17 protein-coding genes and 1 pseudogene are annotated in these 19,163 nt (G+C 72.0%); 9 read left to right on the top strand and 9 right to left on the bottom strand.

Annotated features, from left to right (window positions below; translation table 11 throughout):
* Positions 1-203 precede the first annotated feature (203 nt).
* The gene (locus VNG13_14920) at positions 204-581 is read right to left on the bottom strand and encodes a VOC family protein (protein ID HVA61806.1); all 378 of its coding nucleotides are present in this window, start codon (positions 579-581) and stop codon (positions 204-206) included.
* A gap of 1,046 nt (positions 582-1,627) precedes the next feature.
* Here VNG13_14920 and VNG13_14915 point away from each other — a divergent pair.
* From VNG13_14915 to VNG13_14905, 3 genes are all read left to right on the top strand, one after another.
* Positions 1,628-1,894 carry a type II toxin-antitoxin system prevent-host-death family antitoxin gene (locus VNG13_14915; protein HVA61805.1) on the top strand — a complete coding sequence of 89 codons (267 nt, stop codon included), beginning with the start codon at positions 1,628-1,630 and terminating at the stop codon, positions 1,892-1,894.
* Positions 1,891-2,286 (top strand): type II toxin-antitoxin system VapC family toxin, encoded by a 396-nt coding sequence (locus tag VNG13_14910; protein HVA61804.1) that lies wholly within the window; start codon positions 1,891-1,893, stop codon positions 2,284-2,286. The genes VNG13_14915 and VNG13_14910 overlap by 4 nt, the downstream gene beginning before the upstream one ends.
* 267 nt (positions 2,287-2,553) lie before the next feature.
* Positions 2,554-2,742 (top strand): hypothetical protein, encoded by a 189-nt coding sequence (locus VNG13_14905; protein HVA61803.1) that lies wholly within the window; start codon positions 2,554-2,556, stop codon positions 2,740-2,742.
* Positions 2,743-2,761: 19 nt separating this feature from the next.
* On the opposite strand, the gene VNG13_14900 is transcribed toward VNG13_14905, so the two are convergent.
* A complete protein-coding gene (locus VNG13_14900; GenBank protein HVA61802.1) occupies positions 2,762-3,268 on the bottom strand; it encodes a hypothetical protein in 507 nt (168 codons plus the stop codon).
* Between the two features lie 65 nt (positions 3,269-3,333).
* Between VNG13_14900 and VNG13_14895 the strand changes: the two genes are divergently transcribed.
* Positions 3,334-4,875, top strand: coding sequence for an FAD-dependent oxidoreductase (locus VNG13_14895; GenBank protein ID HVA61801.1), 1,542 nt, complete (start codon positions 3,334-3,336; stop codon positions 4,873-4,875).
* 9 nt (positions 4,876-4,884) lie between these two features.
* On the opposite strand, the gene VNG13_14890 is transcribed toward VNG13_14895, so the two are convergent.
* From VNG13_14890 to VNG13_14880, 3 genes are all read right to left on the bottom strand, one after another.
* Positions 4,885-5,019 carry a hypothetical protein gene (locus VNG13_14890; protein HVA61800.1) on the bottom strand — a complete coding sequence of 45 codons (135 nt, stop codon included), beginning with the start codon at positions 5,017-5,019 and terminating at the stop codon, positions 4,885-4,887.
* A 210-nt stretch (positions 5,020-5,229) separates the two neighbouring features.
* Positions 5,230-6,780, bottom strand: coding sequence for a neutral/alkaline non-lysosomal ceramidase N-terminal domain-containing protein (locus tag VNG13_14885; protein ID HVA61799.1), 1,551 nt, complete (start codon positions 6,778-6,780; stop codon positions 5,230-5,232).
* An 85-nt stretch (positions 6,781-6,865) separates the two neighbouring features.
* Positions 6,866-7,420 (bottom strand): hypothetical protein, encoded by a 555-nt coding sequence (locus VNG13_14880; protein HVA61798.1) that lies wholly within the window; start codon positions 7,418-7,420, stop codon positions 6,866-6,868.
* Here VNG13_14880 and VNG13_14875 point away from each other — a divergent pair.
* From VNG13_14875 to VNG13_14855, 5 genes and pseudogenes are all read left to right on the top strand, one after another.
* Positions 7,419-9,695 carry a PKD domain-containing protein gene (locus VNG13_14875; GenBank protein HVA61797.1) on the top strand — a complete coding sequence of 759 codons (2,277 nt, stop codon included), beginning with the start codon at positions 7,419-7,421 and terminating at the stop codon, positions 9,693-9,695. The two genes, VNG13_14880 and VNG13_14875, sit on opposite strands and share 2 nt — an antisense overlap.
* A 245-nt stretch (positions 9,696-9,940) precedes the next feature.
* Positions 9,941-10,237, top strand: a pseudogene (locus VNG13_14870) (hypothetical protein).
* A 186-nt stretch (positions 10,238-10,423) separates the two neighbouring features.
* Positions 10,424-11,257, top strand: a complete 834-nt coding sequence (locus VNG13_14865; GenBank protein HVA61796.1) for a DUF3800 domain-containing protein — start codon at positions 10,424-10,426, stop codon at positions 11,255-11,257.
* Between the two features lie 136 nt (positions 11,258-11,393).
* Positions 11,394-11,666: a DUF3311 domain-containing protein gene (locus tag VNG13_14860; GenBank protein ID HVA61795.1), complete on the top strand. Its 273-nt coding sequence runs from the start codon at positions 11,394-11,396 to the stop codon at positions 11,664-11,666.
* Position 11,667: 1 nt separating this feature from the next.
* On the top strand, positions 11,668-13,281 hold the full coding sequence (locus VNG13_14855) for a sodium:solute symporter (GenBank protein ID HVA61794.1): 1,614 nt from the start codon (positions 11,668-11,670) through the stop codon (positions 13,279-13,281).
* Here the strand turns inward: VNG13_14855 and VNG13_14850 are convergent.
* The 4 genes from VNG13_14850 to VNG13_14835 all read right to left on the bottom strand — a co-directional run bounded on the left by VNG13_14850 (position 13,227) and on the right by VNG13_14835 (position 18,785).
* Positions 13,227-15,824 carry a peptidase gene (locus VNG13_14850; protein HVA61793.1) on the bottom strand — a complete coding sequence of 866 codons (2,598 nt, stop codon included), beginning with the start codon at positions 15,822-15,824 and terminating at the stop codon, positions 13,227-13,229. The genes VNG13_14855 and VNG13_14850 overlap by 55 nt on opposite strands.
* A gap of 95 nt (positions 15,825-15,919) precedes the next feature.
* Positions 15,920-17,107 carry an imidazolonepropionase gene (gene hutI, locus VNG13_14845; protein ID HVA61792.1) on the bottom strand — a complete coding sequence of 396 codons (1,188 nt, stop codon included), beginning with the start codon at positions 17,105-17,107 and terminating at the stop codon, positions 15,920-15,922.
* Entirely contained in the window at positions 17,104-18,423 is a 1,320-nt protein-coding gene (locus VNG13_14840; protein HVA61791.1) for a formimidoylglutamate deiminase, read from the bottom strand. The genes hutI and VNG13_14840 overlap by 4 nt, the downstream gene beginning before the upstream one ends.
* A complete protein-coding gene (locus VNG13_14835; protein ID HVA61790.1) occupies positions 18,420-18,785 on the bottom strand; it encodes a M28 family peptidase in 366 nt (121 codons plus the stop codon). Before VNG13_14835 ends, VNG13_14840 begins: the two co-directional genes overlap by 4 nt.
* Between the last annotated feature and the right edge of the window lie 378 nt (positions 18,786-19,163).

Genomic DNA, 19,163 nt, shown 5'->3' with positions numbered 1-19,163 from the left:
ACCTCGTCACCCCCCACGCGAACCCCGGTGGTCCCCCCAACCGAGCGATCGCCCTCGCGGACCCGGTCCGGGCGTCGCCCTGGTTGGCCAGGTCGAGGTGGCCGCCGATGCCGATCGCGTTACCGCCAACGAGGTGGCGCGCAGGGTTTCTCGGCGGCTGTAGTTACACGCGACCTGGGAGCGAGGCTACGGCGGGGCAGCCGTTACCCGGACTGGACGATCATTAGCTGGTTCTTGTTGTTGTCGCGGAAGAAGAACATCGACGGAACCTCCCCGTCGCCGCCCATCAGCTCGGCGTCGACGTCGACACCCTTGTCCCGCAGCTCAGCGTGATCTGCCGCCGGGTCGGGCGAGTCGATGGCGATCCCGGTCATCCGCCCCGGCTGGTAGTCGCCCCGCGGCGGCACCAGGGCCAGGGTCGCGCCGCCAGCCGGCGGGGCGACCTCGACCCACCGGTCATGCTCGCCGAACGGGACGTCCGCGGCCACGGAGAAACCCAGCTTCGTCGTGTAGAAGCTGATCGCCTCGTCCTGATCGGCTACGGGCACCATCACCCGGCCCAGCTTCGTGATCTTCGCCATTGTCGCCTCCCGGTGTCGAGGTCACAGGTTAGGACGAACAAGCCCGGATCAACTCATCGCGCGGGCGTCCGGGTGAGACCTATGGCGTTGCCGTCGACGTACTCGTGGCTGCGATGAACCTGCCGTCGGCATCGTTCACCGGCTCCTGTCCGGTGGCGCCACCCTCCAGAAGTTGCCCGAACTGGCCTTTGCTGTCTTCCAGCAGCCCACCTGTCCGGTCATGCCCTTGCGGTGACCGTCGGGGTCCCGGCCAATCTCGTAGGTGCCGTTCGACCAGCCTCCTCGCGCCGCGGGATTGCGTCGCCCTCGACGGCGAGCGCCGGCACCCGGCTCAGCGCCGCTGCGCGAGTATGTAGCAGCGTCGACTCGGGTGCTCGACGTCGGGCCAGGGCTGTCGGATCACCGTCGACATGACCACGAACCCTGCGTCCTCGATGTCGCGGGTGACCTGGGTTGGTTCGAGAAAGTAACCGTCCAGCTCGACGGACTCCCCGAACCAGCTGGGCGGTTGACCTCGCCGGTCGCGAAGTCGGGACTGTCGATGTGGAACGCCACAAGCAACCAGCCACCCGGACGCACCGCCCGAGCGAACTCCCGGCAGGCGAGGACCCGTTCGTCCGCTGTCAGGTGAATGATCGAGTACAACGCGATCGCGCGCGACCCGGATCATGCCCAGTGAGAGGTCGATGCCGATCACCTGCGGGTGCCGCGCCGAGAGAGAGCGGGTGACGTGCCCGGGGCCGCAGCCCACATCCGCCAGGGTGCCCCCGCCGACGAACTCGATGAAACCCTGAAGTAGCGAACGGTCGAGCGGCTTGCCATCGAGCTCGCCACCGAGCTGGGCGTCGTAGGCCCCGGCGATACGTCATAGGCCGCCTGCACACCCGAGGCGGCGCGGCGCCGGCTGGGTGCCTCGTGCGGCGGCGTCGAGGGCATGTGATCAACCGTAACGACGATCCCGGGGCCGGGCCAGTCGGATATCGCTAGCGCGCCCGCGCGGGTGTTCCGATCAAGGAACTGTCGTCATTAGTGCTACTATGTAGCACATGGAGCGCATCGGTGTGCGAGAGCTACGACAGCACGCGAGCGTTTATCTGGAACGCGTCACCAGGGGCGAGACCCTCGAGATCACCGATCGGGGCCGTCCCGTGGCCCGGCTGGTCCCGGTCAGCCGCGACCCCTGGGCGGCCCTGGTGGCCAGCGGCCGGGTAATCGTCGCCGAGGATGACGCCGACGTATGTGACGAACCGGCTGCTGACTACGGCATCGACGCGTCCGGCTTGCTGGCGCGAATGCGCGCGCACGAGCGGTGAGGCTCTACCTCGATTCGTCGGCGCTGGTGAAGCTCGTGCAGCAAGAAGTCGAATCGGCGGCACTCAGGCGCTTCCTCCGGCGGCACCGCGGGGTGGGTCGGGTGACCTGCACGCTCGCGCGCGTGGAGGTAGTGCGTGCCCTCGCCGGAGGCCCGACCGCCGTGGCACACGCGCGGAGACAGCTCGCTCGGCTTGACCAGGTCAATCTTGACCGGGAGTTGCTCGACCTCGCAGCCACCCTGGCGCTCGGGTCGGCCCTGCGCTCGCTAGACGCCATCCACATCGCTGCGGCGCAGTCGCTCGGCGCGGACCTGGGCGCGATCGTCACCTACGACCGGCGGCTTCGTGCGGCGGCCGGCGACATGGGGATCCTGGTGGAGGCGCCAGGCTGACATCCTTCGACGAGCGGTGTCGAGATCTGCCTGCCCGGGAGGCTGGGGTTCGCTTCAGTGTCGAGACGGCCGACGGGCGTCGGCTCGAGGTTGTCGAGGGCATGGCGCCCTACCTCACCGCGACCGACGCCGCCGTGATGCGCGGCCCGTTCGGCGCCACGCTTCACGCGCAGGTCACGGCGGGCTGCCGGCGCGGCGTGGACGGCTGGGTCGACGACAACCTGCTCTTCGTCCGACCCTGGGGCCTTCGACGTCGCCGACATCCGGGTGCCGGTTCTGCTGTGGCAGGGTCGCCACGACGCCATGGTCCCGTTCGGCCACGGCGAGTGGTTGGCGGCGCGGATCCCCGGCGTCGCGGCGCGCCTGTCGGAGGACGACGGCCACCTCACCCTCGCCTCCGACCGGTTGCCCTCGGTGCACGCGTGGCTTCGGGAACGCTGGGACGACGCCGCGTAGCGACGCCCAACCCGTCGGCCTAGTCCGCGTGGCGGCCGGACAGCCGGCGCAGCAGACCGGACAGCGGCCGATGTTCGGGATGGTCGGCGCGCAGGAACCTGGTCACCGGCGGCAGCGGCCCGACCGCGGGGATCGGGTCGGCCGCGGAGATCGGGCCGGCCGCGGGGATCGGGTCGACCGCGGGGTTCGGGTCGGCCGGCGCCACGGCGGGGGCGGGGGTGCTCGGGTGCGATGGCGGCTCCGGCTCGGGCGGGGTGTCGTAGTCCACGGCGGCGAGGGCCCGGACCATCCCGTCGACGTCGAGCCCTTCGGACCCGGGGAGCTCCGGGACGTAGCCGACCAGGTCGCCGTCTTGGAGGATCACCGCCTCCAAGCCGGCATTCCCGTCGGTGTCCCACACCGCCTCCCGGCCATCGGGGATCACCACCCGGACGCCGAACTGGTACACCCCGGCCCGCTCAACATGCGCGAACACCCGGCGCTCCCGCAGCCGGGCGACCACGGCTTCCGCCCGCTCCTCGTCCATCCACCGACAATAGGCCGCCAACCTGAACACCAGCTGGGGCGTCCCACACCGGGAGGGGGTCCGCGATGCTCACCCGTCGTGCGCTGCTGCGCTCCGGTGGCGGCCTCGCGGCCGGCGCCGCACTCGCCGGGCTGCCCGGCTGCAGCTCACCCGGTGCCCCCCGGGTCCGGCCGGCCCCCGGCTCCGGGACCCCCCTACCGAGCACCAAGGTCGGGCCGGCGGACTGGTCGGCGCTGGCACGCGACCTCGCCGGGCACCTGATCCGGCCAGGTGACGCGGGGTACCCGCTGGCCCGCCTCTCCGCGAACCCGCGCTTCGACTCCACGTCGCCGGCCGGCATCGTGGAATGCGCCAACCCAGCCGACGTCGCCACCTGCATCGGCTTCGCCCGCCGCCTGGGGGTACCGATCACGGCCCGGGCGGGTGGTCACAGCTACGCCGGCTACTCCACCGGCGCGGGTCTCGTGGTCGACGTCGCCCAGATGTCGGTGGTGACCCCGGGCGGAGCCGCCGCACGGATCGGTGCCGGAGCCCGGCTGATCGACGTGTACTCCGGGCTGGCCGGCGCCGGCCGGACGCTTCCCGCCGGGTCGTGCCCCTCGGTGGGGCTGGCCGGGCTGGCCCTCGGCGGCGGGATCGGCGTGACCTCACGCGCCTACGGCCTGACCTGTGACGCGGTCGACAGTGTGCAGATCGTCACCGCCGACGGCCGGGTCCGGGAGGTCGACACCGGTGATCTGTTCTGGGCCTGCCGCGGTGGTGGCGGCGGCAACTTCGGGATCATCACCGCGTTCACGATGGCGACCCACCCAGTTGGGGACGTGGCGCTGGGATCGCTGGGATGGGACTGGTCCGCCGCGCCGCGGGTGGTCGACGCCTGGCAGCGCTGGGCGCCGGCCGCGCCGGACGAGCTGTTCGCGGACCTGCACCTGCTGGCCCGACCTGGCGCCCCCACGCCGACCGTCGGGGTGGGCGGGACCTGCCTGGCCGGCCAGGGGAGCCTCGACCGGTTGTTTGACCGGCTCGTCTCCGCCGTCGGCGTCGCGCCCAGTCAGCGGTTCAGCGAAACCCGGCCGTTCCTGCACGCCATGCTCGTCGACGCCGGGTGCGCGGCGCTGACGGTCGCCGAATGCCACCTCGATACCGAGACGCCGCCGGGCGGCCTGCCCCGGCAGGCCCTGGCAGCGAAATCCGACCTGTGCGTCGCCCCGCTGCCCGCGTCCGGGATCGCCACCCTGGTTCACCGGGTCGAGCTGGCGCAGCGGATCGCGACGGCGGTGTGCGGGGTTGGTTTCGACCCGTTCGGCGGGGAGGTGAACCGGGTCGCCCCCGATGCGACCGCGTTCGTCCATCGCGACGTCGCCTTCGGCCTGCAGTACACGGCGGCCGGAGCCGGAGCCGGCTCCGCCACCGCGCTGGCCTGGCTGCGGGGCACGAGGGCCGCGATGGCGCCGTACGTCTCCGGCCAGGCATACCAGAACTACATCGACCCGGATCTCGCGAACTGGCCGCAGGCCTACTACGGCGCGAACCTGCCGCGGCTGTCGGCGGTGAAGGCGAGCTACGACCCGACCCGACTGTTCCGGTTCGCGCAGGCGATCCCCTGACCGGTCCGCTCAGCCGGCCTGGCGCAGCCATGCGGCGAAGAACGGGTTGACTACCCGATAGACCCCGTCGCGGCGGACGACCAGCTCGTCGGCGACCAGCGCGTCCAACGCACGGCGCACCGACGTGGCGGTCGCCAGCGACACCCGCCGGGCGTGGAAACCATCCCGAAGACGGCGATCGGGAAGGTCTCCCGACGGGCCCCCCTCTGGGCCGGCCATGACCGTCCGGGGCGCGACTGAAGCCCCGCCCCGGGGATCGGCCGGGGCCGAGTGTGCAATTTTCGACAAGCGGTCACGCTCAAGCCCCGCCGAAAGGCGTCGGAAATTGCACACTCGCGGTCGGAGACGGGATGTCTAGAGCTGGCCGATCCCCTGCTGGGTGCAGTTCGTCGACGGCGGGACCGGGCCCGGGCTGTTGTTTGCGATCGGCCCGGGGTCGGTCACGGTGAAGCCGAGCCTTCCGGCGTTGCTCCGCTGGGCGCGCACCAGGTCGTCACCGAAGGTCGGCGAGATCGTGAAGAACCACTCGTCGCTGTAGCTGCACTGGAGCGCGCCGTTGTAGTCCGACAGCGACTCGACATAGCCGAGCTGGTCGTTGGCCAGCCCGAAGATGAACGCCACCGGCGCCCGCACCTGGTGCGCCAGGTTCGTGTGGATCGACGGGTACGGCTCGCCGGGCGAGGAGAACATCGGCAGGTCGCCGATCCGCAGCGCCTGGGCCGGGGTGAAGTAGGCATCGATCGCGCCGTAGGGCGGAGTGTTGGCGCGCAGGATGTGGTAGCCGGGGACCTTCGCCATACCGAGGGCGAGCAGCGCGGCGTTGGTGTTCGTCACCTCGAGGGTCGATTCGCTGGCGCCCACCCGCGGGTCGCTGAGGTAGGTCGGGTGTCCGGCGAGCGCGCCCATGGCCATCCGGGCCACCGCGTTGCCGAAGATGTCGGCCGGCCCGTTGCTGCTCTTCGGGCTCGGGTCGACTTTCGGGTCGGTCCCTCGCGGCGTGCCGGCCGGCCAGGTGTGCCCGACGTCGCCGATGGTGACCACCGCGACCGAGCCGGGGTAGCCGTATCGGACCTTCGGTGAGATCCCGATCTCGGCGTGCTCGAGGAAGGTCGCGGTCGCGCCCGGCCAGTCCGGGGAGACCCGGTCGAGCGGCCCGTAGACCGTCGGGTGCGCGTTGTAGTTCACCAGGGTGGCGGTGACCTGGCCCTGCGGGCTCACCGCCTGAAGCACCCGCAGCTGGGTGTCGACCGGGTAGTCCGCCTCGTCCCCGGTCTTGGTGCTGTCGCTGTTGGAGCCGAAGGTTCCGGCGAAGCCGGTCATGTCGGCGGTCGCCCAGCGCAGCTGCGCCGGGCGCTCGGCGGCCACCGCGTGCTCGATCGCGGATTCGGTCTGCGCCTTGATGTAGGCGAGGTAGCTGGCCGGGACGCCACCCCATATGCCGAGCGCGTCCGGGCCGTTGTGGGTGTGCGTGGACTGGATGAGGATGTTCGCCGCCGGGATGTGCAGCCGGACAGCCATGTCCTTGTCGATGTCGGCTATGCCGTACGGGCCGTTCTGGTAGGCGTAGAAGTAGCCCTGCACGTCGAGCGCGACGATGACCACCTGGTGCCCGGCCGGGTCGGCGACCGCGAACGCGCGGGCGTAGATGTGGCGGAGCACGCCGCCGGCGGGGTGCACCGGCCCGATCCCGTAGCCACCGAGATACACCCCGGTCAGGCTGTGCGGGGTGATGTCGGCCTTCGCCGCTCCCACCCGGAACCACGCCCGGGCCGGCCCGCCGGACCGGCTAGTCGCGAACGCGGCCGGGGTGGCCAGCGCCGCGATCAGCGCGGCGGCGAGCAGGGTGGCACGGAGCTTCGAGACACGGAGCTTCGAGACACGGAGCTTCGAGACATTGAGCTGCATGTCGTCTACTTCGACAGGGCACCGCGCGATCCCTGCCGGTGACGGGCGCGCCAGCTATCGCGGTCGCGCCCCGGCCCCGGCTAAATCAGGCGGTGGTGGCGCGGCGCCGACGGGTGGCCGCGACCATCGCCGACCCGACCGCGATCGCGATCAGCCCGACGACCGCGCCGGACAACCCGATCTCCAGGCCGGTGAACGGCAGGCCACCCGATCCCGAGGTCGCCGCCGCCGGCACCGTGAAGCCGGCGGATTCGACCAGGCCGGACGACAACCCGGTGGCGGTCAGCGTGTGGCCGCCGGTCGAGAAGTTGCTGGGCAGGGTCAGCGTGGCGCTCGCCACGCCCTGCGCGTTCGCGACGGTGGTCGCCAGGTGGGTGCCGGCGGAGTGGGCGTCCCAGGAGACGTCCTCACCCGGGCAGAAGGTCTGCGACTGGGCGTGGAACGTCCCGCCCGGCGGAATCGAGTTCGACGAGGTGCTCGTACCGCAGTGCTGACCGGGCGGGTAGGGGTTCCCGTTCGCCTTGGCGCAGGGGGTGTGGCACGGCGGCGCCTTGGCCAGCGCGGCACCGGCGGCCGAGTAGCCGAGCAGCGTCAGACCGAGTGCAGCAACCCCGACGACGCTCGTGCGGCTGATGCGCATGGCTCGCCCCTTCCTGGAAAACAGCGCCACCCGGCGCAGTAATCTGGCCACCATACCGGACCTCGGGACGTATGTCCGCTTTCCCCCGGCCCGGGCAGGTGCGGAGCGCGGCGGCGTCGAATACAGCGGCATGCGCGCCACCCGCCTGACGGTCGTCCTCGCCGCCCTCGGCATCGTCGCCGGCGCCACGGTCGCGGTCGCCGCCCCGGCGACCGTCGCCCGGCCGAGCGCCGGGCCGGCGCGATTCCGGGTGGGCGTCGCCACGGTGAACATCGACCCCACGTACCCGGTGTACATGGGCGGCTACGGCGGCGGACCGGCCGGGGGCACCCTGGCCCGCCACGTGGACCCGCTGACCGGCCGGACCGAGCACTTCACCGTGCGGGCGATGGCGATCGGCAACGGCCATTCGGTTGTCGAGCTGGCCCGGGTCGACAGCCAGGGCTGGTTCGCCGGCTACCAGGAGGGTCCGTACGGGATCAGCAACGTCCGGCAGGCGGTCGCGCGGTTCCTCGCCGGTCACGGTGCCCCGGGCGCGACCGAGGCGGACATCATCGTCTCGACCCTGCACGAGCACGCCGCGCCGACGATCATGGGGATCTGGGGGCCGCCGAGCCACGCGCTGCCCTACCTCGAGTCGGTCGCCGCGGCCACGACCCGGGCGCTCGAGCAGGCCTGGACCAACGCCCGGCCGGCCACCCTCGCGTGGGGCAGCGTAGACGCTTCGTTCCTCACCACGACCGGGATCGCGAACGCAAACGCCAACGAGGGCTGGCCGGTCGACGGGGCGCTGCTCGCGCTGTGGGCCCGCGACGCCGCCACGGGTACGACGATCGGCACCTACGTCATCCAGCCCGGCTACCCGAACATCGTCTACGGCCCGGGCGATATCGCGTGCCCGAACGGCACCTCGGCCGCGCTGCTCAGCACCGACTTCCCGTCCTACACGGCGAACTGGATCGAGAGCCGGCTCGGCGGCACCGCGCTGATCGCCGACGGCACGCTCGGCGACTCCCCGGGCCCGATGCAGGTGGACAACGCGCCGAGTCGCGACCTGCCGAACGTGGCGGTGACCTCGAACGGCAAGACGGTCTCCTGCAAGCAGACCATCGGCTTCGACGACGCGATCCACATGGGCGCCGTCGAGGGCCAACTCGTCATGACTGCGCTCGGGCACGCCCACGCCATCACCAACGGCACGGTCGCGGCCGCCGAGCAGTACGTCGTCACCCCCGGCTACAACCCCGAGCTGCTCGCGCTCGACGACGTGGCCCCGCTCGACGGCGGGCAGGTGTGGAGCAAGGCCGGTGGCAACTCGCTGGCCTACCCGATCGACCGGTCCGCCTGGGCGCCCTACGGCTACGCCGGCACAGCCGGGATCGGCACCTGGGTGACCGGGCTTCGGATCGGCGGGCTGCTGCTGCTCAGCGAGCCCGGTGAGTTCTTCCCGAGCATCCACCAGGCCTGGGACTCCTCGATCACCGGCGCCGACGGGGTGTTCGCGATCGGGATGGGTCAGGACCAGCTCGGCTACGACTACCCCGTGTACGCCTACCCGTTCACCTACTACTCCGCGGACGAGAACACGTTCAACCCGAGCTTGACCCTCGGCGACCAGGTCGTCACCGCCGGCCAGCAGGACGCGGCTGCGCTCGGCTTCGGCGCCAACTACACGGTGACCGCCGAGGCGACCGCACGAAACGACGACTTCGCCCGGGTCTTCAAGCCCGGCGTTCAGATCATCCCGTTCCCGCAGGCCGGCGACCTCGGCACCGGCGCGGGCGGCTCGTTCGACCCGCTGCTACAGGGGTTCGAGTCCCAGCAGCGGTTCTCCGCCGCCAGCGCCTGCAACCCGCCGGTGCTGCCGAGCGTCAGCCCCTGCCCGCTCGGGCCGTCGCCGACGATGGGGCCCTACCACTGGAACTTCGGCGACGGCACCGCGGCGGTGACGCCGGCGAACAACCTCAACTACTTCCCGCACCGCTATGCCCGGCCCGGGGTCTACCAGGTCACCGTCACCGCGACCCAGTCAGACGGCCAGGTCGCGACCGCTCGCCTGCCGATCACCGTCTTCCCGGCCCTGCGGGTGAGCGTCGTTACGGCGCACGGGCGGGAGACGGCTCGCGTGCAGGGCGGCAGCGGAAGCGTGCTGCTCATCGAGTGGGTGCTCCCCGACCACGACGTGGTCACCGGGGCGTCGGTCCCGGCCGGGCTGCACCCGCTGTACTGCGTCGTCACCGACTCGACCGGGACGCAGGCCACCGCACGGGCGTAACCTGGAGCGGCGCTCGGCGAGTGGGCGGTTTTGCAAGATCTCCACGCGGCGAGTGGGCGATCGGCCCCGGGCAGACCGCCCACTCGGCGCGGAGCACGGGGCTGCCGGCGCCGGGGCGGGGTCTTCGCCGCCGCAAGTCCGACCCGGCGGGGTAGTGGGTCAGTTTGGACCTGTCGTGCCAGCGGCTCCAGCGCGACGAACGGCGCTACAGCCCCGCGAAGTGCATCGGCCTGGACGGTCGGCCCGTCACGGGCGACCCCGACCCGGCGCATATCAGCACGTCGTTCGTGGAGCGGCAGAACTTGACGATGCGCATGTCGATGCGGCGCTTCACGCGGTTGACGAACGGATTTTCGACGAAAGCCGAGAACCTGTGGGCTGCGGTGGCGCTGCACTCGATGGCGTACAACTTCGCCAGGCCGCACATCACGCTCACGAAAGCGAACGGCAGCTATCCGACCACGCCCGCGATGGCGGCAGGGAAAGCTGACCGCGTGTGGACCGTCGCAGAGATCGTGGCGCTACTCGACTCGAACGTATGAGCGAAACTGAGCCATACGGGTGACAATTGCGGGAACAAGTTTCCGTAGGGTTGGCATTGGTGGTTGGTCGCCGCTACTGTTCAGGGTAGAACTTCTAATCGGCGCCTAGGCAGGTTCGCTTGCCGAACGCCACATCCTACGGCCACCCTTCGGGGTGGCCGTAGTGTTTTGTCGGGGAGCACTGGCATGCACATCTGCTATGTGGACGAGTCAGGCGGTTCGGAGCCGCCGAATTCGCCCATCTCAGGCGTGACGCCCGCAATGGTCATCATGGGACTGGTGCTCCCGTCCCGCTTGGTTCCCGCGTTTACCCGCGAGTTCCTGGATCTCAAGCGTCGCCACTTTCCGAAGCGTTTCGAAACCGGTCCCGGTCTGAGTCATATTCTTCAAGAAGTAAAAGGTTCCGAATTTCTCCAGCGAACTCGCTCGGATTCGCGCAACCGCCGGAGGCACGCCCGGCAAGTGCGTAACGATCTAGTGGACCTACTGGAGACCTACGACGGCCGCATCATCGGACGGGTCTGGATCAAGGAGCCCGCTCAGGGTCTCGACCAGAAGGCGACCTACTGCTACGCGGTTCAGGACATCGCGCGCCACTTCAGCGCCTATTGCGTCAGTCAGGGGTCCGACGGACTCATGATCTGCGATGCGCGGGAGCAGAAGCAGAACGTGAACGCGGCCCACTCAGTGTTCACTGACAAGTTCCGGACGGGAGGAGACCCAATCCCGGCGCTGGTCGAGGCACCCGTCTTCGCTCATAGCGATAACCATGCGGGACTACAAGCCTGCGACCTGATCGCCAGCACGATGATCTTCCCCATGGCCGTCGCAACGTATTGCGGGTCTACGGCCGTGGGTGCGCACGCCAGCCCTCGATACGCCGCTGTCCGCGCTGAGATCGGCACTCGGCTAAGGACTCGCCAGTTCATGTACCGCGATGAGAACGGCAAGATGAAGGGCGGTGTGGTCGTCAGCGACAAACTGGCGCATCGCTCATCGGCTGAGATGTTCAAGCCGTAGCAAGCGCGACCAAGCTCAAACTGACCCACTACCCCAGGCGGCCGACGCGCCCGGGCGAAACCGGTTGTTGACAATGGCCGCCACCGGACGATCATTTGGTCCGGACTTTCGGTCACGACGACGACGAGGTGGCCCGATGACCGCATCCGCCAACCCGCCCGCCCCGCCTGAACTCACCCGGCGACTGCCCACCTTCGCCGAGGAGCCGGTCACCTACGTCGTCACCGGGGTTCTGCTCGGCGCCGCGATGGTGGCCCTGCTCTGGGTCGGCAGCTACGCGCGGATCAAGCCGGCGCTCGGCGGAATCCCGTTCTTCTACTGGTACTCGGTGCTCTGGCTGCTGATCAACGCGGCCTTCCAGCTGATCGCCTACCGGGTGCTCGTCGCCCGGCGCCGGCGCAGGACCTGAGATGGCGGTCAACGCGGTCGCCCTCACCGTCTTCGCGGTCCTGTTCGCCCTCGTCACCGCGCTCGGCTTCCTCGCGGCCCGCTGGCGGCGCTCGACTTCGCTGAGCAGCCTCGACGAGTGGGGGCTCGGCGGGCGGAACTTCGGCGGCTTCGTCACCTGGTTCCTGCTCGGCGGCGACCTTTACACCGCGTACACGTTCATCGCCGTCCCCGGCGCCATGTACGCCGCCGGCGCGGTCACCGGCTGGTTCGCGGTCGCCTACACCATCCTGGTCTGGCCGATCGTGTTCGTGATCATGCCGCGGCTCTGGTCGGTGGCGCACCGGCACGGCTACGTGACGCCGGCCGACTTCGTGCTCGGCCGGTTCGGCTCCCGGGGCCTGGCCGTCGCGGTCGCGTTCACCGGCATTCTCGCGTTGATGCCCTACATCGCCCTGCAGCTGGTCGGGATCCAGTCGGTGCTCCAGGTGATGGGCATCGGCTCCGGATCCTCCGGCTTCGTGAAGGACCTGCCGCTGATCGTCGCGTTCGCCATCCTCGCCGCATACACCTACACCGCCGGGCTGCGTGCCCCGGCGATGATCGCGTTCGTCAAGGACGGGCTGGTCTACCTCGTCATCCTGGTCGCGGTGATCTACATCCCGATCCGGCTCGGCGGCTACAGCCACATCTTCGCCGTGGTGCACGCGCACGCCGCGACCGTCAACGCGGCCGCCGCCGCGAAGCACAAGCCGGCCAGCTTCGTGTTCGTCCCCGGCCCGAAGGCCTACTGGGCCTACGCCACCCTGGCGCTCGGCTCGGCGATGGCGCTGTTCATGTACCCGCATTCGATCACCGGCGTGCTCGCCACCCGGGAGCGGGAGACGATCCGGCGCAACACCGCCGCGCTGCCGTTCTACTCCCTCGCGCTCGCGTTCATCGCGCTACTCGGCTTCATGGCGATCGCCGCCGGGATCAAGACGACGAACCCGCGGCTCGCCGCGCCGCTGCTGTTCCACGCGATGTTCCCGAGCTGGTTCGCCGGTGTCGCCTACGCGGCGATCACCATCGGCGCGCTCGTCCCGGCGGCGATCATGTCGATCGCCGCGGCGAACCTGTTCACCCGCAACATCTACCGCGACCTGTTCCGTCCGGACGCCGACCCCGCCGAGCAGGCCCGGGTATCCAAGCTGGCCTCCCTGGTGGTGAAGTTCGGCGCGCTCGCGTTCGTCCTCGGAATGAACACCCAGAACGCGATCAACCTGCAACTACTCGGCGGGATCTGGATCCTGCAGACCTTCCCGGCGGTGGCGATCGGCCTGTTCAGCCGGAGGCTGCACCGCTGGGCGCTGCTCGCCGGATGGGCCGCGGGCATGGTGTACGGCACGGTCGTCGCCTACGGCGTGACCAGCCCGATCACCCACCACTTCGGCGGGGCGATCGCGAAGGTCCCGGTGCTCGGCCAGAACGGCTACATCGCGGTCACCGCGCTGGTGCTCAACCTGCTGGTCGCGGTCGGGCTCACGCTGGTGCTCCGGCTGGTCCCGGGCACGGCCGGCCGGGACGCCACCAGCCGCGAGGACTACCTCGTCGACCGCGACGCCGAGCGGCTGCTCCCGACGCCGAACCTGCGCTGAGCGGCCCGGCCCGCGAGCAGCCCGAGGCCGAGCAGGACCAGGCCGGCCGCCGGGAGCAGCGGGTCCCCGCCGGTCGCCGGCAGCGACCCGCGCAGGGGCGGGTTCGTGTTGAACGACGGCCGTCCGGTGGACACGATCGGGCATCCCGCGCCGACGCAGACGTCGGTGGTGCCGGCCGGCAGTGCCACGACCGCCGTCCCGTTCGCCCCGGCGATGGTGGCGACCGGGTTGCCGGCCGTCACCGGGGTTCCGGGGGCGAGGTTGTCCAGGCTCAGCGTGGTCGGCCCGTCGCTGGTCACGTCGACGTAGCCGGCGGGCAGCTGGGCGCGGGCCATGTCGATTCCGGTGGCGGCGATGTCGGTGAGGCGCACGGTGATCAGCCGGCGGGCGGCCGGGCGGGCGCCGAAGGTCCAGGTGAGGTCGCGCAGCACCACCGGCTGGTCCGGCGGCCAGACCGTCGCGGTGGTCGTGACGTGCTGAACGATCGCCGGGTCCGGGTGCGCCGCGTCCACCGCGTCGACCGCCGCGAGCTGCCCGGGCTTCGCGGTCCGCGGGGTCAGCCCGCGGATCCAGTAGATGCCGGTCGGGGCCACCCCGAGGTCGGGCCGCTCCCCGTCGGGAAACCAGGTGTAGGTGATGGTTCCCGGATTGGTGGTGCGGGCCGGGATGCCGGCCGGTGAGTTGGTGAGCGTCGGGTCGCTGAGCTCCCCGACCGGGCCGGCCCAGGCGTTCTCCACCGAGTAGGCCAGGTGGTCCTCGGTCGGCAGCTCGGCGAGCACGGTCCGGTCGCCGGCGGCTTCGAAGGCCAGCCCCTGCTGGATCAGGCTGGTCACCGGGACCAGCTCGTCGACGGTTCCGGAGGTGATGATGTAGGGCACCCAGCGGGCGTTCGCGACCAGCGGGGTGGTGTCCCCGTCGGCGGTGCAGCGACCGGCGCCGGCCGCGCTGCCCTGGCCTTCGATCACCCGCAGCCCGCAGCCGGGCGGACCCTCGAGGGCGAGCGACTCGGCGAACAGGTCCGGGTAGGTGAGGCCCAGCTTGAAGGTGGCGAACCCGCCCATCGAGTAGCCGGACATCGTCGTCCGTTCCGGGTCCAGGGTGTAGCTGGCGGCGAGCGCGTGCCAGACCCGGAAGAAGTCGAGCTCCGCGGCGTCGAAGTACCAGCCGGACGGGCCGTAGCCCTCGGTGGTGGCGCAGATCGAGCGACGCTGCTCGCATTGCAGGAACAGCTCGTCGGAGGCCACCGCGCCGTACTGGTTGAGGTTGACCCCGAGCGAATGCTCGACCCAGGTCAGCGGCATCGCCACCCCGGGCCGGTAGGTGCTCGGCACGTAGACCGCGTAGGGCTGGATCCGGCCGAGGTAGTGCGGCTGGAGGTCACCGCTGGCGTCGGCGGAGTTGTTCGGTGTGGTCCCCTCGCCGACGTCGACCGCGGACACGTACCAGCGGTTCGTGTAGCCGGTCGGCTCCGGCTCCGGGGTCTCGACCCGGTCGGCGAGCTGCGACCAGTCGAGCAGCGCGGAGAACTTCGAGACGTCGCCGGCGGCCAGAGTGAGCGCCTGGTCGGCCTCCATCCAGAAGTTGCCGGACGGGAAGTTCGGCAGGTCCGCCGGGAAGCCCGCCGGCAGGCTCAGCGGCGCCGGGTTGTAGACCGGCGGCTCCTGCAAGTAGCTGCGGAACGTGACGTTGTAGACGTTCGGCTCGCCGGGCAGGGCGCCGTCGGCGCTCGGCACCGGGGCGAACGTGGTGCCGTCGCCGGACGCCAACCCGGCGGCCAGCCGGATCCGCCAGGTCCCGGACACCGGCAGCGCGCCGCGCGGGATCGCGACGATGAACGAGTGGGTCGCCATGTCCACGGTCACCGGGAACTTCCCGACGATCGAGGACCCGCCGGCGGACACCGAGTAGAGCGCCGCGCCGTGGCTGGACACGACGAGTGCCTTGTCGATCCCGGGCGAACTGACCCCGGCGCCGGCCGGCCAGGCCGAGCCGCCGGTGGCGGTGTTGTTGTCGGTGTCGAAGGTCCACTCGGCGATCGGCACGGTCGGATCGGTGAGGGTGTTCCAGTCCACCCGCCAGTAGCTGTCGGCGCCGGTCAGCCCGACCGCGGCGGTGAAGATGTCCGCCCCGTCGTTGTGCCATTTGCCCTGCGCAGCCGGCGAGGAGTTCGCGGAGTCGAACCCGGGATGGACGTAGCTGCCGTGGGTCGGCGCCAGATCGCTCGGGTTGCTGTTGTCGGACTGGCCGGTGCCGTTGCCGAGCGCCCCGTAGTCGTCGAACACGAAGTCGGTCCAGAAGAACGCCCCACCGGCCAGGCGCCCGGTGCCCGACGTGTGCGAGAACGCGTCCGGGAACGGCCACGCCGACGGTGCCGGAACCGGCAGTGCCGGGTCGGCCGCGCAGGAGGCCGGCGGGATCCCGGACGGCAGGCCGGCCGGGCAGCCGTTGACCGCGGCGTGCGCGGCGGGCGTGCCCGGGATCCCGACCGCGGACCCAGCGACGAGGGCGGCGGCGGCGGCGACCGCCGCGAAGCGGGCTCTCATGGGCCCATGAGAACACGGCCGGCGGCCCCGGCGCGCCGGAGGTCGGGCCCAATGCGCCGGAACTCAGCCCAACCGGAACTCAGCCCAACCGGAACTCAGCCCAACCGTCGGCCGGCGAGCAGCACCGCGCGCGGGCGCGCCCCGCCGAGCGCCCAGGCGATCCCGCCCTCGTGGTCGAGGTCCCATACCACCAGGTCGGCCCACTCGCCGACCGCCAGCGTGCCGCGGTCGGTGAGCCGCAGGGCCGCGGCGCCGCCGGCGGTCGCGGCCCGCAGCGCCTCCGCCACCGACAGCCCGAGGGAGTGCACGGCCAGACCGACCACCTCGGCCATCGAGGTGAGGCCGCTGGTCCCCGGGTTGTGGTCGGTGCCGAGCGCGATCGTCGCGCCGGCCGCCCGCAGCTCGGCGACCGGCGGGACGGTGCCGAGCGCCAGCGCGGTGAGCGGGCAGAGCGTCGCCACCACACCGGCCGCGGCCAGCGCCCGGGCGTCGCCCGCGGTGATCCGCAGCAGGTGATCCGCCGAGCCGGCGCCCAGCTCGGCGGCGAGCAGCGCCCCGCCGGTGCGGGCCAACTCGTCGGCGTGCACCCGCGGGACCAGGCCGGCCGCCCGGCCGGCGGTCAGCAGCGTGCGGGCCTGCCCGACGCTGAAGTAGCCCTCGTCACAGAACACGTCGACCGAACGCGCCCCGAGCGCCGCCGCCTCGACCGACCAGCCCGCGGCGGCGCGCAGGTAGCCGTCCGGGTCCCCGGCGAACTCGCCCGGCAGCGCGTGCGCGGCGAGGAAGGTCACCTCGAGCCGGGGTAGGCCCGGGGCGGCGTCGAGCCCGGCGAGGATGCGGACCGCGGCCAGCTCCCCGGCCCGGTCCAGGTGATAGCCGGTCTTCGCCTCGACCGTCGTCGCCCCGCCCCGCGGCCACTCGGCGAGCCGGCGGCGGGCCAGCTCGGTCAGCCGGTCGGCGGGCGCCGCCCGGGTCGCCGCGACGGTCGACGCGATCCCGCCGCCCGCCGCCGCCAGCTCCGCGTAGGACGCGCCGCCGCTGCGGGCGGCGATCTCCGCGAACCGGTCGCCGGCGTAGAGCGGGTGGGTGTGCGCGTCGATCAGCCCCGGCGTGACCAGGGCGCCGGCGGCGTCGATCTCCTCGTCGAAGCCGCCGGGAGCCTCGGCCCCGCCGGCCGGGCCGGCCCAGGCGACCCGGCCGTCCTCGACGTGGATCGCGGCGCCGGTGGTCACCCCCGCCGGGGTCCAGAGCCGGCCGATCCCGCCGATCCGCAGCCGGGTCACCCGAGCACCCTCCGGATCGCCGCGGTCAGCGCGCCGGGCAGGTCGCCGATCCGGGCGTGCGCGCCGCCGGCGGCGATCACCCGGCCGGCGCAGACCACCTGGACCACGTCGCCGGCACCGGCGGCGAACACCGCGGTCGCCAGCGGGTCGTCGCCGCCGGCGGTCCGCGTCGAGTCGAGCCGCAGCGTGACCAGGTCGGCGGGGGCGCCGGCGGCCAGCCCGGCGGCGGGGCGCCCGAGCGCCCGCAGCCCGCCGATCGTGGCGGCCTCGAGCAGCCGGGCCGGCGGGTGGGTGCCGCGCCGCCCGGTGGCCAGCCGCTCGTCGAGCTCGACCGCCCGGGCCTCCGCCAGCGGGTCGATGGCCGCCTGCGAGTCGCTGCCCAGGCACAACCGGATCCCGGCGGCGGCGAACGCGCCGGCCGGGCCGATCCCGTCGCCGAGGTCCCGTTCGGTGCTCGGGCACAGGCACACCCCGGTGCCGCTGCCGGCCAGCAGGCCGATGTCCGCCCGGTCGACGTGGGTGGCGTGCACCGCCGTCGTCGCCGGGCCGAGCACCCCGGTGTCGGCGGCCAGTCCGGTCGGGCTGCGCCGGGTGGCCGCCCGGCAGGCCGCGTTCTCGGCCGGCTGCTCGGACAGGTGCAGGTGCAGCGGCAGCCGGTGCGCGGCGGCGTAGGCGGCCACCTCGACCATCGCCCGGGCCGGCACCGCCCGCACGCTGTGCACCGCGGCGGCCAGCTCGACCCCCGCAGAGCTGCGCAGCTCGTCCATCCGGGCCACCCAGCCAGCGGCGTCGCCGTCGCCGAACCGGCGCTGGGCGCCGGTCAGCTCGCCGCCGTCTACGTCCGCGCTGAGATAGCAGGCGTCGATCAGGACGAGCCGCAGGCCGACGTCGGCGGCGGCGGCGGCCAGCGCCCCGCCCATCGCGTTCCGGTCGGCGTAACGCGCCCCGCCCGCCCCGTGATGCAGGTAGTGGAACTCGCCAACCGTGGTGATGCCGGCGACCGCCATCTCCGCGTAGACCGCGCGGGCCAGCGCGAAGTAGCTGTCCGGGTCGAGCGCGTCCGCGACCGTGTACATCAGCGAGCGCCACGCCCAGAAGTCGCCGCGGTACTGTGTCCGACCGCGCAGGGCCCGGTGGAAGGCGTGCGAGTGGGCGTTCGCGAACCCGGGGACGGTGAGCCCGTCGAGCCGGGTCGCCGCCGGGTCGCTCGAGCCGGGGATGACCGATGCGATCACGTCGCCGTCGAGCTCGATCCGGACCTCGGCGACCGCCTGCTCGCCGCCGAGCCAGGCCCACTCGCACAGGTAGGCGGTCACCGCCCGTCCGCCCACCCGGCGGCCAGCTCGGCGAGCACCCCGGTGTGGTGCACGGCGGCGGTCGCCAGCTCCGGCGCGGGCAGGCGGAGCAGGCCGGCCAGCCCGAAGCGCGCCCCCTCTTCCTCGACGAACGCCAGCACGCATACCGGCCGGCCGTGGGCCGGCCGGTGTCGTTGAAGAGAACGCATGGCCAGGAAGCCGGCCACGACTCCCAACGCACCGTCATAAGCCCCGCCGGAACGCACCCTGTCGAGGTGACTCGCGAGGGCGAGCCCGCGGGCGGCGAGCTCCGCGGGGTTCCGGCCGATCGCCGCCAGCCGGGCGAAGGTCGCCCGGAAATCCGCCGCCAGCTCGCCGGTCATCCCGGCCGAGCGTAGGGGGTGGTCGGCCGGGGTTACAGACATCCCATGGCGAGGCTCTGCGTGGCGTGGTTCGGCTAGTAGTGATTAGCGGAACGGTTGGCGAAACTCCCTGAGCGCGTGACGATCCGGGCATGGAACCCTCTTGGTGGCTCTTGCAGTGCGGTCATTACGGCGTCAACGACGGGGCGCCCCCGGCGGCGCTCGCCAAGCGTCACGACACCGTTGGCAATCCGACACGCCTAGCCTTGATCTTTCACGCTGGGCACAGCTGATCATTTGAGTGATCGTTTTGGGCGCCTGGTGCGGGCTGCTGGTTGGCGCTGTGTGGTGGTAGCGCGGGGGGGTCGGGTTGGAGGTATGCCTCGGGGCCGGCTGTCG

This window comes from Mycobacteriales bacterium, assembly GCA_035533475.1.
Taxonomy (GTDB): domain Bacteria; phylum Actinomycetota; class Actinomycetes; order DATLTS01; family DATLTS01; genus DATLTS01.
Note: the sequence above shows the minus strand (reverse complement) of the source record. Positions and strands in the feature narration are given on the sequence as shown.